Genomic DNA, 14,250 nt, shown 5'->3' with positions numbered 1-14,250 from the left:
CAACGGGCAAGTTTCGGGGCGCTCTATAGGCGATCACTCGCCGAACGGGACCGTATGTTGCGGCTATTCCGCCGCTGCCCCCTCGATCTTGTCCGAAATGGCCAGTTGCGCTGCGGCGAGCCGTGCAACCGGTACGCGAAACGGCGAGCAGGATACGTAATCAAAGCCCGCCGCCCTGCAAAATGCTATCGATTCGGGGTTGCCGCCGTGCTCTCCGCAGACCGACAGGGTGATGTCGGGCTTGGTGGCCCTGCCCCGCATGGCCCCGAGTGTCAGCAATTCGCCGACCCCGTCGTAGTCGAGGGTATGAAACGGATCCTCGTCGAAGACGCCCAGTTGCACGTAATCGGACATGAAACGGCCTGCGTCGTCGCGCGACAGACCATAGGTCATCTGGGTCAGGTCGTTGGTGCCGAAACTGAGGAAAGAGCACAGATGCGCGAATTCGCTCGCGCGCAGGGCCGCGCGCGGGGTTTCGACCATCACGCCAAGGCGATAGTCGAAATCGAGCTTGCTTTCCTGCCGCACCGCCGCGGCGACGGCGTCAACGGCGGTCTTGACCAGCTCGACTTCGCGGCGGGCCGAGACCAGCGGGATCATGATCTCGGGGACCACCGGATCCCCATCGCGGCCTGCCTCGATGATCGCCTCGAATATCGCGCGCGCCTGCATTTCGTAGATTTCGGGCACCGTGATCCCCAGACGCACGCCGCGCAGGCCCAGCATGGGGTTGTATTCGCGCATCGCCTCGATGCGGCGGGTCACGGTCGAGCGGGGCAGCCCCAGCGCCTCGGCCAGTTCGCGCTGGCCGCTGCGGTCCATGGGCAGGAATTCGTGCAAGGGCGGGTCGAACAGGCGGATACAGACCGGCTGGCCCTGCATGATGCGGAAAAGCTGGGTGAAATCCTCGCGCTGCATGGGCAGCAGACGTTCCAGAACCGCGCGGCGCCCGTCGGACGTATCGGCAAAGATCATCTCGCGCATCACCGTCAGGCGGCCGGGATCGAAGAACATATGCTCGGTCCGGCACAGGCCGATGCCGTGGGCGTCGAAATTGCGCGCCGTTTGCGCATCCGCCGGTGTGTCGGCGTTGGCCCGCACACCGATGTCCGCGCTGTCCTCGGCCCATTCCATCAGGGTGCGGAAATAGGTGTCGAGCGCGGCTTCCTGCATCTGCGCCGCCCCCGCCAGAACCTGCCCGGTCGATCCGTCGACCGTGATCTCGTCGCCCGCGCGGAACACGCGCCCGTCCTTCGCGGTCAGCGTCTTTTCGACCAGATCGAACCCGAGGTTCGACGCCCCCACAACGCAGGGCAGCCCGATGCCACGGCCGATCACCGCCGCGTGGCTGGTGATGCCGCCGCGTTCGGTCAGCACCGCATGGGCCGCGTGCATGCCGCGCACATCCTCCGAAGAAGTCTCGCGCCGCACCAGAATGCACGGCTCGCCGCGCGCCGCGCTCGATTGCGCTTCGGCGGCATTGAACACCAGCTTGCCGGTGGCCGCACCGGGGCTGGCAGCGATGCCCTTGCCGATGACGTCGCGTTTGACCGAGGCGTCGATCTGGCGGTGCAGCAATTCGGTCAGAAGCCGAGGCTGCACGCGCATCAGCGCCTCTTCGCGGCTGATGATCTTGTCTTCGGCCAGCGTCACGGCGATCCGCACTGCCGCCCGCGACGACCGGCTGACGCGGACCCCGTCGAGGATGTGCAGAACGCCGTCATCGATGGCGAATTCCACCTGCATTTCCTCGCGCAGTCGCGCGCGCATCAGCTTGGCGTGGGTCTTCAAGGTCTCGAAGGCCTCCGGCTGTTCCTCCTCGAAGGACGGTCCGCGCGGGTCGCGCACCAGATAGAGCGCCTCGCGCGCGTCGAGCGCGTCGCGCCCCTGGCTCTGGCCCAGATAGCGGCCGGTGACCTGCGGCGCGCCGGTGGCGCTGTCGACAAGTTGCAGAACCCCCGATCCGCACTGGCCCGCGCCCAGCCCGAAAATCATCTGCTGCACCACCAGACCCAGACCCGCATCCGCCGGCGCGCCCTTGGCCTGACGCAACAGCCGCGCCGAGGTGCCCTCCCAGGCGCGCGCCATGGACCGCAACACGGCGGCAAGCTGCACGCGGCGCGACTGTGGAAACGGCTCTTCGGTTTCTTCCTCGTAGGCGCGCAGGGTCTGTTCCAGCCCGACACGGCCCTCGTCGCTGACATCGTCGAACATGTCGGGATCCAGACGCGCGACATTGGTTGCGTAGGACTGGATGAACCGGGTGTAGATGGCGGCAGCCGCGGCTTCGCCCATGGTGGCGCAGAACGTCTCGAACCGCGCGTCGTTCATGCCGATGTTCAGAACCGCGCCGGGGCCGCCCCAGTCGGGGTCCTGACTGGACGGTCTGACGCACAGCAGCGCGTCGTTGTCGAACTGGTCGACAACGGAGCCCACGTCCGGCAACTGCCCCAACGCGATCTGGTGGACGGTATCGAAGGACAGCGCCACCGTGCGCGGCACGGGCAGGTCCAGACGGACAAGACGTTGCAGACACTTCGCCCGTCCCCCGTGGGTGGCCGTGGCCACCGGTGCGGTCGGGGTAATCAGCGTGGTGTTGGGGTTATTCTGCACTGCGGCATCCTTGCGTCTACGCGGGCAGCATAAGCGCTATGCAGGCCCGCGCAAGGATTACGTTACACTGATGATCGTCAATCGCGGTGGACGCTCAGCCCTCGATCCGGCGCAGATCCGCCACGCCCAGACACAGCTGCCTGATCCGGCTGAGCAGGTTCAGACGATTGCGCCGCACTGTCGCGTTGTCGGCGTTCACCTGCACCGCGTCAAAGAACGCATCGAGCGGCCCGCGCAGATCGGCCATCGCGGCCATCGCGGTCTGGAAATCCTGTTCTGCCATGGCGGGCGCGATCCGTGCCTCGGCGGCGTCGAGTGCCGCGAAAAGGGCCCGCTCGGCGTCGTTCTCGGCAAATTTCACATCCGCTCCGAAGGAATATTCGACACCATCGGCCTCTTCCGCCTGCGACAGGATGTTGTTGGCGCGCTTGAAGGCCTGCAACATGTTCTCGCCATCGTCGGTCTTGAGCGTATCGCTGAGCGCGCGGGCGCGTTTCACGAGAAGTGTGAGATCGTCGCTGCCCTCCATCGCGATGCAGGCGTCGATCACGTCATGGCGGACGCCCTGATCGCGCAGGTACACCTTGAGACGGTCGTGCAAGAAGCCCAGCAGATTGCCGGATTTCTCGGGCACGGCCCTGCGCAACTCCTCGACGGTTTCCGAGGGCAGCTTGTGGTCGTTGCGGTGGCGGAACGCCTCGATCGCGGCACCGAAAACACCGTGCCGCGCGATTTCGATGACCAGTTCGCGCACGTCGCTTTCGTGCAGATCGGCCCGCGCCTGCCCCTTGTTGCGCACCAGCTGGACCGAATGCAGATGATCAAGCGCCACATGCAGATCGTTTTCGACCAGAATACGGATGATCCCCAACGCCGCGCGGCGCAGCGCATAGGGGTCTTTCGATCCCGTAGGCTTTTCGTCGATGGCCCAGAAGCCGGTGAGCTTGTCGATCTTCTCGGCCAGGGCGACGGCGATGGAAACGGGTGCCGTCGGCACGGCGTCGGAGGGTCCGAGGGGGGCGTAATGCTCCTCGGCCGCTGCCGCGACCTCCTCGCTGTGGCCGGCCGCGCGCGCGTAGTAGCGTCCCATCAGGCCCTGCAACTCGGGAAATTCATAGACCATCTCGGAGGACAGATCGGCTTTGGCAAGTCGCGCGGCCTGTTCGGCCGCCTGTGGCTCGGCACCGACTGCGGGGGCCAGCTCGGCGGCAAGCGTGGCCATGCGCTCGATCAGCTCGGCCTGGGTTCCCAGCTTGTTGTGGAAAGTCACGTTGCGCAGGTTCTCGACCCATGCAGCCATTCCGGCGTCGGAGGTGGCAATGCGCAGATCGTTCTCCCAGAAGAATTTCGCGTCCGCCAGACGCGCGCTCAGCACTTTTTCGTTGCCCGCAAGGATCGTGGCACCGTCATCCGCCGTTTCGCGGTTGGCGACCGTGACGAAACGCTCGATCCGGCCGGTCTTGGGATTGCGCACCGAAAAGAACTTCTGGTGCTCTTTCATCGAGGTTTGCAGCACCTCCGGCGGCAGGTCCAGAAAATCGTCGCCAATGCGGCCCATCAGCACCACGGGCCATTCGACCAGCCCCGCGACCTCGTGCAGAAGGCCCGCGTCCTCGACCACTTCGAGGCCATTGGCAAAAGCGGTGTTGGTGGCGTCGTTCCAGATCGCCTCGCGCCGCTCGGCGGGGTCGAGCATCACGAAGGCGCGCTTCAGCTTGGCCGCGTAATCGTCAAATCCGCTCACCGTGATGGCGTCGGGGGCGTGGAAGCGGTGGCCGTATGTCACCGACCCCGCCTTGATGCCGTCGATCTCCAGCGGCACGATCTCGGCGCCGTCCTCCTTGGTCAGAAGACACAGGATCGAATGCAGCGGCCGCACCCAGCGCAGGCTGCCACTGCCCCAGCGCATGGACTTGGGCCACGGGAAATTGCGGACCGTCTGCTCCAGCACCTCGGCCACGATGTCGGCGGCGGGACGGCCTTCGCGGACGATGCGCGCAAAGAGGATCTTGCCCTTGGGCGTATCGCGCTCTTCCAGCGCGTCCCGGCTGACGCCTGCCCCGCGCAGAAATCCCTCGATCGCCTTTTCGGGCGCGTCGGCCTTCGGGCCCTTGCGCTCTTCGACGGTGCGCGGGCTTTCGTCCAGCAGCCCGTCAATCGTCAGGCACAGGCGGCGCGGCGTGGTAAACGCCGCGGCAGAGGCATAGGTCAGCCCCGCCTCGACCAGACCGTCGGTGACAAGTTTCCTGAGATCTTCGCCCGCGCGGGTCTGCATCCGCGCTGGTATTTCTTCGGAGAAAAGCTCGATCAGAAGGTCTGGCACGACAACACCCTTTCACTGCCGCAGCGCGGCCCCTTGGTTCGCGCTTTGGATAGCGGGGGCGGTGCCTAGGGTCCAGCCCTAGCTTGCCTCAAGCTTCGCCTTGAGGGTTTGCACATCGGGGCCACTGATCCGCGGAACAACGCGGTAGGCGGCCTGCACGAAGTTGAAGAGCGCGAAGGCCATCAGCCCCAGTGCAGCACCACCGAGCAGATAGCGACCGAAGCGCATGCTGCGCAGCTCTTGCAGCGCCTTGCCGAGCCCGCCTGCCTGTTCGGGATTGGCCGTCAGGGCCGCGTAACCGATCGACACGGCGACCAGCGCCAGCAACGCGCCGTAGATCACCAGCCCGGCCGTCAGCACGGGGTCGAGCCGCAGGGTCAGCGCGGATCCGGCAAGGTGCTCCTTGTATTTGCCGCTCAGGCCCTTGTACGCATAGTAAACGCCCGCACCGGCAAGGATCAACGCGCCCGCGCCCACCAGATAGCGGCCCATCGGCATCGCCATGAGCCGCGCGGTCCAGTCGGAGGCGCCGTCGCCCGACCCGCTGTCGCCCATCGCGAGGCCGATCACCGAAAGACCGATAGCGCCATGCAGCAGGCCCGTGGTGATCTGCCCCGCCCGCGCGACAAGCCCCTTGGCGTCGGTGCCATGGTCCTCGACATCGGCGATGCCGGCGACCACGCGCCACACCATGTAAGCGAAAAGACCCAATCCGATGACCCAGAGCGCGGTCAGGCCCATCGGTTCGCCGCGCAGTTGCGCCAGCGCGTCCTTGGTGCCCGAGGCCTGCTGTGCGGTCACCGCCGCGAGCAGGGCAAGAACGCCGACGATCACATAGATGAGCCCCCGCGCGCCGTAGCCCGCGCGCATCACCCATTTCAGTCCTTCGTGCGTTTTCCCGGCCATTGGTCGTCCTCCTGTTGGAGGAAGAGCGCATGACAGCCGCGATTGGTTCCGCCGGCCCGCGTTATTGTGTCGCGCGCGCGGGGGCGGGCGGGCATTCCTCGCCCACGACGGTGCCGTCATAGGCTTTCTCGCCGCAGTCGTTGAGCTCGTGCCAGACAAAGCCGCGCCCGTCCTCGGTGATCGCCACGATCCGGTCTACACCGTAATGCACGTTCTTGGCGCCCAGAAAGGTCAGCGCGGTGCCCGCGTCGAGCGCCTGTCCAATCGCCTCTGCGTTGAAACACTCGAACCAGCCCGGCGCGTTGCGGGGGCTCACGTTTTCCACCATCTCGTAGGTTTCGGTCAGCATCGCAAGGCTCAGCGGCGTGGTGAAACAGGCGCGGTAGCGGATGGGCGAACTGTCGGCGTCGATCGCCTCGAAACTGTCGAAGGGGATCTCTTCGGGGTCGGTGCCCCCGAGCGCGACAAGGGTGATCTCGGCCTCGGAGGCGGAAACCTCCTCGTAGTAGCCGTAGACCTGCAGGTAATAGAGTGCCGCGCCCGCGACGAGTGCCGAAATCATGATTGCGAGTGCCAGTATCTTGCCGGTCATATTCTAAATCTCCGAGGATGCGTCAGGCCGCATCTTCGCTCCAGCCGCCCGCACGGGTTTCGACGAAGGCGTCGGCGCACATCTTGGTCAGGGTGCGTACACGGCCGATGTATGCCTGCCGTTCGGTCACGGAAATCACGCCGCGCGCATCCAGCAGGTTGAAGATATGGCTCGCCTTGATCGCCTGATCGTAGGCGGGATGAGCCATGACGATCCGCTTGCCGGTCTTGGGGTCAACATCGGGTGCGTCGATGATGCTGCGGCATTCGGCTTCCGCCTCCTCGAAGTGCCGCAGCAGCACCTCGGTGTCGGCCACGTCGAAGTTCCAGCGCGCGTATTCTTCCTCGGTCTGCTTGAACACATCGCCATAGCTCAGCGGGATGGGTGCCGACGGGTCGTTGAACGGCATGTCCATCACATGATCGACACCCAGAACATACATCGCCAGACGCTCCAGACCGTAGGTCAGCTCGCCCGAGACGGGGTGGCAGTCGTGGCCGCCAACCTGCTGGAAATAGGTGAACTGGCTGACTTCCATGCCGTCGCACCAGACCTCCCAGCCCAGCCCCCATGCGCCCAGTGTCGGGCTTTCCCAGTCGTCTTCGACGAAGCGGATGTCGTGCAGATCCATGTCGATCCCGATCGCCGAGAGGCTGCCCAGATAGAGATCCTGCAGATCCGGCGGGCTGGGTTTGATCAGCACCTGGTACTGGTAGTAATGCTGCAGCCGGTTGGGGTTCTCGCCGTAGCGCCCGTCGGTCGGGCGGCGTGACGGCTGGACATAGGCCGCGGCCCAGGGCTGCGTGCCGAGACTGCGCAGGGTCGTGGCGGGGTGGAAGGTGCCCGCGCCGACCTCCATGTCGTAGGGCTGCAGGACAGCACAGCCCTTGGAGGCCCAATAGCTCTGGAGCCGCAGAATAATCTCCTGAAACGAACGGGGTTTGTCTGCCATGTCCTTGCCCTCTCGGCCTGCTGTGGTCGCGCTCTTACTATGGCGCGGCGCGGGTGCGGTCAATCGACCCTCCGAAGATGTCGCAGCAGCGTCCGGGCCACGGTCCTGAAATGTCTGTGATAGTGGCGCTTGCGTTATGGGAATCGGCGGCAAATCCTGCTTATCTGCCGCAAATCAATTTCGGATGAGCCAATACCACCATGATGCGCCTGTTTTTTACGTTTATGTTCGCCCTGTTTTTCGGTTTTTCGGGGGCTGTTCCGCAGGCCGCGGCGCAATCGGGCTTTGCCGACGATGTGGTCTGGGTGCAGGTGGAGGCGCAGCCATCGCTCAACCAGGCCACCGACCGCGCCCGCGCCTATGCCGGGATCATCGAGGACGTGAACGGCTTTTCGGTTGGCGGCGGCTGGTACGCCATCGTGATCGGCCCCTACCGCCGGGCGGATGCCGAACTGGTCCTGCAACAGTACCGGCGCGACGGGTTGATCCCGCGCGACAGCTTCATCCAGTTGACGAACCGCCTGAACCAGCAGTTCTGGCCGGTCGGCGCGAATGTTCTGGGCGATCCGGCCGTGCAGGTGCCCGGCGCGGCACCCACGGCAACCGCCCCCGACACAACAGATACGGACGCAGCACCCACCGCGCAGGTAACCGCGCCTGCGCCCGAGCCCGCAGACGAGACACCCGCCGAGGCACGCCGCTCCGAACGGGCGCTGAGCGCCGAGGAGCGCCGGGAGCTTCAGATCATGCTGCAATGGGCCGGCTATTACGACGCGGCCATCGACGGGGCCTTCGGGCGCGGCACCCGCGCCTCCATGGCCCAGTGGCAGGAAGCAAACAATTACGAGCCCACCGGCGTGCTGACCACTCTACAGCGGGCAACGCTCAAGCGGCAGTACAATGCCGTGCTCGACGGGCTCGATCTGGGACCGGTGCGCGACGCGCAGGCGGGGATCGAGGTCATCATGCCCCGGGCGGCAGTCGATTTCGACCGCTACGAGCCGCCCTTTGCCCATTACGAGCCCACCGGCGATATCGGCGCCAAGGTGCTGCTGATCAGCCAGCGGGGCGATCAGGACACGCTGTTCGGTCTCTACGAAATCATGCAGACGCTTGAGATCGTGCCCCTGCAGGGCCCGCGCGAGCGCCGCAACAGCAGCTTCACGCTGGTCGGCGAAAACGCCCGCACGATCAGCTATACCGAGGTCGCGCTGGAAGGCGGCGAGATCAAGGGCTTTACCCTGATATGGCCCGCCGGAGACGAGGAACGCCGCCGCCGCGTTCTGGCGGAAATGCGCGCAAGCTTTACCCGCCTGCCCGGTGTGCTGAGCGCCAGCGCCGGTGCCACGGACGAGCAATCCATCGATCTGGTCGCCGGACTGCAGATCCGCAAGCCGATCCGCTCGCGGTCGGGGTTCTTCGTGAACGCCGATGGGGCGGTCGCCACCACCTCGCAGGCAGTCCAGAACTGTGGCCGCATCACGCTGGATCAGGACACTGAGGCCGAGGTGATCGCCGACGATACCGGACGCGGGGTGGCCCTGTTGCGTCCCCGTGCGGCACTGGCCCCGCTTGCGGTCGGCACGCTGTCGGCCGGCACCCCGCGCCTGCAAAGCGAGGTCGCGCTGGCCGGATACTCCTTCGAGGGAGTTCTGAGCGCGCCCTCCACCACCTTCGGCACCCTCGCCGATGTACGCGGTCTGGGAGGAGAGACCAACATCAAGCGTCTGGCGCTGACATCGCGCGCCGGTGATGCGGGGGGCCCTGTTCTGGACGGTAACGGAGAGGTCATCGGGATGCTGGCGCCCGCTCCGCAGGACGGCACGCAACTGCCCGCCGACGTCAGTTTTGCGCTGGACGCGGCCACCATTGCCGCGGCAAGCGCCGATGCCGGTGTCACGCTGGCGCAACCGGCGGCCGGGTCGCCCCTGACGCCGTTCCAGATCGCAGAACGCGCCAGCGACATGACCGTGCTGGTCAGCTGCTGGGAATAACCCCGCGCCGGTTCGGACCTCCCGGCCCGCCCAGCCGTCCGCGTCAGCCCAGAACAGCCGGGGTGACGTGGATCAGCGTCGGCCCGTCCGCGCTGAACGCGTCGCGCACGGCGGTCTGCATCTCTTCGATCGTTTGCGGGGCCACAGCCCGCGCACCGAACGCTTCGGCCAGACGGCAGAAATCAGGATTGCGCGCGACCACCGCGTTGGGCGCGATCTGCGCGCCGACCATGCTGGCCTCGATTGCGCCCAGCTTGGCGTTGTCCCACAGGAAGATCGGCAGGCTCAGCCCCAGCTCTACCGCCACGCCGAGTTCGGCCATCGTATAATGGAAGCCGTAGTCGCCGATGATCGCCATCGTGGGCTTGCCGCGCCGCGCCACGGCACCGCCGATGGCGGCAGGTGTCGCGTATCCCAGCGTTCCGAACCCGTAGGGATGGTGCCAGTGGCCGGGACGGTCCATGTCCCAGATTTCCGTTGCCGCATAGGCGAACTGGGTCATGTCGGAATAGATCATTGTGTCTTCCGGCAGGCAGGCCTTCAGCGCGTCGCAGATCGCCGGAATCTGCTGATACTCGGCCTCGACGCCCGCGCGGAACCCGGCGCGCGCCTTGGCGATCTCCCCGGCGGTCCAGTCGAAGCGCGCAGGCAGGTCCTCGGAAGAGGCGAGCGCGGCCAGAAAGTTCTCGGCCGTCATTTCGATGGCGTGGGTGTTGCCGGCACCGTCGGTCAGGCTTTCGGTGTCGATGTCGACCCGGATCATCTCTCCAAGGTGGCCGGGATGGGCGCGCCACAGATCGACCTCGGCCAGTTCCGTGCCCACGGCAATGACCAGATCCGACCGCGCGAAGACCTCGGCGCTTTCGGGCCGGGCAAGCGCGCTGCCCAGCAGCATCGGATCGTCCGCCGCGACGATGCCGCGCCCGGCGTAGGTCGTGAATGCCGGTACGGCGCAGCGCGCCATCAGCGCGCGCAGCGCGTCGGTCGCACCGCGAGCGCCACCGCCAAGCACCAGCAACGGTCGCCGCGCGGACGCCAGACGCGCCAGCACCCCGTCCGGCAGAGCCTCTGCCGGCTTTGCCCCCTGCGCCACGGCCTTCGGCGCTGCGGGTGCGGGTTCTTCGAGCACCGCAATCGGCACCTGAATGTGCTTGGGGCGCGCCCGCCCTGTCGCGAATTCCGTCAATGCGCGGTCGATCAGCCCATAGGCCGCTCCTGCGGTGCGCGCTTCCTCGGACCAGTCGCAGACGGTATCCGCCGCCGCGCGCTGGTCTTTCATCTGGTGCAACTGGCCGCGCCGCGCGGCTGTTTCATCCAGACACGAGGACAGCACCAGCATCGGCACGCTGTCGGAATAGGCCTGCCCCATCGGCGTCATGATGTTGCACAGCCCGGGCCCCGTGATCACATAGGCCACCCCGGGCTTTCCCGTGGCCCGCGCATAGCCGTCGGCCATGAACCCCGCGCCCTGTTCGTGACGCGCAAGCACATGGGTGATCCCCGCCTCCTCGATCCCGCGGTACATTTCCTGATTGTGCACGCCGGGAATGCCGAAAATCGTATCGACGCCACGATCCTTGAGCATGTGCGAAATCTGCGCGCCGAGGGGCCGCATCTGTGTATCAGGCATCAGGCCCTCCAGAAGTTGACGGTAAAGATCACGTAGACGGCCATCAGTTCGAGCCGCCCCAGGAGCATCGCGATTGTGAGGATCCACTTGGCCGCATCGTTCAGCGGGGCAAAGTTGCCCGCGGGCCCGATGATATCGCCCAGACCGGGGCCGATATTGGCCAGCGCGGCCCCTGCCCCAGAAACAGACGTGATGAAATCAAGCCCCGTCATCGACAGGGCCACCGAAACCACGCCCAGCGTGACCACGAAGATCATGAAAAACGACATCACCGACGACAGCACATCCTGTGCCACGGGCCGCCCGTCGTAACGCGGCGTGAAAACCCCGTGCGGCGACCGGATCCGCTGCAACTGCGCGCGCACGGAGGCAAACAGAAGCTGGTAGCGGAAGATCTTGATCGAACAGGCGGTCGATCCCGCGCAGCCGCCGATCAGCCCGATGAAAAAGAACAGCGCCACGGCAAAGCTGCCCCACTGCATGTAATCAACCGAGGCATAGCCGGTCCCGGAGATGATCGAGGTGACGTTGAACAGCGCCTCGCGGATCGCCTGTTCCGCGCCGAAGTGGACGTCGCCCTCCAGCAGCAGGATCAGCACCAGCACCAGAACGGCGATGGTCGCGACAAAGGCACGAACCTGCGGATCACGGTGCAGCGCGTGGGTGTTGCCGTTGATCAGCTGCACGTAGCGCACGAAGGGCATGGCGGCGAGGATCATGAAAATCGCGGCGACATATTCAAGAGGGCCCGAGAAGACCCCGAAGGATGCGTCGTAATTCGCGAAGCCGCCCGTCGAGATCGTCGTCATCGCGTGGGCGGTCGCATCGAACAAATTCATCCCGAAATAGAGATAGACCATCGCGCAGATCAGCGTGAACGCGACATAGAGACCGGAAATCTGGGTGGCGATCTGCCCCGCGCGGGGCAGGATTTTACCAAAGGTGTCAAAGGCTTCGGATTTGAAAATCTGCATCCCGCCGACCCGCAGTTCGGGCAGGAAGACCATGGCGACGACGATGATGCCGATGCCGCCCAGCCATTGCAGGATCGCGCGCCAGATCAGCAGCCCCTTGGGCAGATCGTCGAGCCCCGAAAAGACGGTGGAGCCGGTCGTGGTCAGCCCCGACATCGCCTCGAATACCGCATCGACCACGCGGGCATCGGTTTCGCCCAGAATGAAGGGGATCGCGCCAAATACCGGCAGCGCCACCCAGACGGATGTGGTCAACAGGAAGGTCTGCTGGATGCTCAGCCCCTCGCGCACACCACTGGCGCAGGCCAGCGCAATGGCCACCCCGCCGAGGAAGGTGATGACAGCACTTTGGAAGAAGACCGGCCATTGGCCGCGCCCTTCGGCAAGATCGACCAGCAGAGGCACGATCATCGCTGCACCCAGCACGGCCACAAGCAGGCCAATCACATATCCAACGGGGCGCAGATCCATGGCGCAGGGTTGGCGTGCGCGGCAGGTGGTGTCAAGCGCGTCGCGTCGGTCGCCGGACATGAAAAAGCCCGCCCGGCTACCGTTTGGCAGGGGGGCGGGCCTTTGTCAGCGACTGTGGTCCGGGGACCGATCAGACGTAGTACAAGTCCTTGAAGACATGATAGACGATTTCATCGCGTTTCAGGCCCATCACGGCCAGTTCTTCGTCTGTTTTCGCATTCAGCGCCTCGATGCGGCGAACCCGCGCGGCACCCGAAGAGGATTCCATCAGCGCGAGGTTGACCCGCGACAGGAAGCTGCCCAGTTGCGCCAGTGCGCGACGTGCGCTCATGAAGGGCGCGGGAGAAATGCTTTGTCCGCGGCCGGGGATACGCACGGCGAAGGCGTCGGTTGCATTAGGTTGGTAGGTCATTGCTATGCCTCGAATTCTATCTTGCAGGGTTCATTCCCATGCCCAGTAGATAGGCAATGCTGCGGTGCAGCAGTACCACCATTTTTGCATAGCCGCTGTTCGTACCACGCAAGCTGACGTTGCGTTTTTTCGGGAACCTTTCCCCCAAACGAAAAGCCCGCGCCGGTTCAGGGCGCGGGCGGTATCACAGACGTATTATGGACGGCTCAGCCGACGTGGAAGAGCGTGTTGAACAGCTTGGGATCAAGGCTCGCCTGCGCGAAAGTCGGTCCTTCGGTCAGAACGCTGACCGCATCGTGGCTGTGCAGGCTTTCCTGATGGCTTGCCACCACGCGGAAATCCGAAATCCGCGCATCCGCCAGCAGTTCTGCGCAGAACAGGCGCGCCGCATCTTCGACAAAGATCGGGTTCGCGGCGTTCAGTTCGGCAAAGGCCTGTTCGTCCTCACGTTTTACCATCACCTGTGTCTCGGTCGGAACGGCGCGGCGGCAGGCGTCGATCAGGTCCTCGAACCACAGGCAATCGCCATCCTGTTCCAGCAACACGGAAACCCGCGCGACAGAGCGCTGCGAATGCGGTGTCGCCAGCTGGTTGCGCGTGGCGCGGGCGTGCTCGCTGAGTTCCAGTGAACACGGGCAGGTGCTGGAATAGACGTAATCGAGGTGGATGATCTTCTGGCGCACCCCGCCCTGTTCGACAAGCTCCAGTGCCACGTCGTAATACTGGTATCCTTCGAGGCCCGACCGCAGGCTCGTGAGCTTCATCGGGAAAGAGAATCGCATCTGGATGCGCGCATCGAAGCTTTCCAGATCGCTGATGTAGTCGTCCAGCGCCGCTTCGATCACCGAAAAGCTGAAGGTGCTTTCCGCGTGCTTGTAGAAGCTGCGCATGATGCGCGACATGTTGATTCCCTTCTTGTCCGCCTCAAGGCTGACAGTCCCTGTCACGGATGTTTCCAGCGTCAAATCGCCATTGTCGCGGGTCTGGAAGCGGATCGGCAGCCGGAAATTCGAGATCCCGACGTGCTGGATCTGCTGGTTGGCCCCCTTGATCAGGCTCGACGGGCCGTTCTGGAGGTCCGGCAGCGTGTCCTTGTAGTCGGGCTCGATCTCGAAATCCGACGGGTAGTCGCGCTGGAACAGCGGATAGGCCTCCGACCCGCCGAGCATCTGCGCGATGGCAGGGTCCAGCGTGGCGACTTCGGTCTCATCCGCGTTGGCGGCCCAGGCGCGGAGCGTTTCCAACGCTTCGGCTGCGGCCTCGCGATCCGGTGTCTGCTTGATCGGTGTTGCGATGTTCATGGGCTAGGTCCCCCTCATTCGAGCACCAACCATATGTAGTGTGTGCCGGCATTTTGCCAAAAGTTTGTATATCATACGTGGC

10 protein-coding genes are annotated in these 14,250 nt (G+C 65.0%); 1 reads left to right on the top strand and 9 read right to left on the bottom strand.

Annotated elements, in window-relative coordinates:
* Positions 1-63 precede the first annotated feature (63 nt).
* From ABMC89_RS01105 to ABMC89_RS01085, 5 genes are all read right to left on the bottom strand, one after another.
* Complete coding sequence (locus ABMC89_RS01105) at positions 64-2,613, bottom strand: putative PEP-binding protein (RefSeq protein ID WP_349564319.1); 2,550 nt, start codon at positions 2,611-2,613, stop codon at positions 64-66.
* Between the two features lie 94 nt (positions 2,614-2,707).
* Positions 2,708-4,936, bottom strand: a complete 2,229-nt coding sequence (gene glyS, locus ABMC89_RS01100) for a glycine--tRNA ligase subunit beta (RefSeq protein ID WP_349564317.1) — start codon at positions 4,934-4,936, stop codon at positions 2,708-2,710.
* A 78-nt stretch (positions 4,937-5,014) separates the two neighbouring features.
* Positions 5,015-5,842, bottom strand: a complete 828-nt coding sequence (locus ABMC89_RS01095; protein ID WP_349564315.1) for a DUF1206 domain-containing protein — start codon at positions 5,840-5,842, stop codon at positions 5,015-5,017.
* Positions 5,843-5,903: 61 nt separating this feature from the next.
* On the bottom strand, positions 5,904-6,434 hold the full coding sequence (locus ABMC89_RS01090; protein WP_349564313.1) for a DUF6446 family protein: 531 nt from the start codon (positions 6,432-6,434) through the stop codon (positions 5,904-5,906).
* 22 nt (positions 6,435-6,456) lie between these two features.
* A complete protein-coding gene (locus tag ABMC89_RS01085) occupies positions 6,457-7,386 on the bottom strand; it encodes a glycine--tRNA ligase subunit alpha (protein ID WP_349564311.1) in 930 nt (309 codons plus the stop codon).
* A gap of 200 nt (positions 7,387-7,586) precedes the next feature.
* Between ABMC89_RS01085 and ABMC89_RS01080 the strand changes: the two genes are divergently transcribed.
* Positions 7,587-9,380: a serine protease gene (locus ABMC89_RS01080; RefSeq protein ID WP_439655629.1), complete on the top strand. Its 1,794-nt coding sequence runs from the start codon at positions 7,587-7,589 to the stop codon at positions 9,378-9,380.
* 43 nt (positions 9,381-9,423) lie between these two features.
* Here the strand turns inward: ABMC89_RS01080 and ABMC89_RS01075 are convergent, their stop codons facing one another.
* From ABMC89_RS01075 to folE2, 4 genes are all read right to left on the bottom strand, one after another.
* Positions 9,424-11,010 (bottom strand): thiamine pyrophosphate-binding protein, encoded by a 1,587-nt coding sequence (locus ABMC89_RS01075; RefSeq protein WP_349564307.1) that lies wholly within the window; start codon positions 11,008-11,010, stop codon positions 9,424-9,426.
* Complete coding sequence (locus ABMC89_RS01070; protein ID WP_349564305.1) at positions 11,010-12,455, bottom strand: TrkH family potassium uptake protein; 1,446 nt, start codon at positions 12,453-12,455, stop codon at positions 11,010-11,012. The genes ABMC89_RS01075 and ABMC89_RS01070 overlap by 1 nt, the downstream gene beginning before the upstream one ends.
* Positions 12,456-12,585: 130 nt before the next feature.
* A complete protein-coding gene (locus ABMC89_RS01065; RefSeq protein WP_349564303.1) occupies positions 12,586-12,786 on the bottom strand; it encodes a hypothetical protein in 201 nt (66 codons plus the stop codon).
* 287 nt (positions 12,787-13,073) lie between these two features.
* On the bottom strand, positions 13,074-14,168 hold the full coding sequence (folE2, locus tag ABMC89_RS01060) for a GTP cyclohydrolase FolE2 (RefSeq protein WP_349564301.1): 1,095 nt from the start codon (positions 14,166-14,168) through the stop codon (positions 13,074-13,076).
* Between the last annotated feature and the right edge of the window lie 82 nt (positions 14,169-14,250).

Origin of the sequence: Sulfitobacter sp. HNIBRBA3233, assembly GCF_040149665.1 — a bacterium.
Classification (GTDB): domain Bacteria; phylum Pseudomonadota; class Alphaproteobacteria; order Rhodobacterales; family Rhodobacteraceae; genus Sulfitobacter; species Sulfitobacter marinivivus.
The sequence above is the reverse complement of the archived record's forward strand: the minus strand, read 5'-3'. Positions and strand labels throughout refer to the sequence as shown.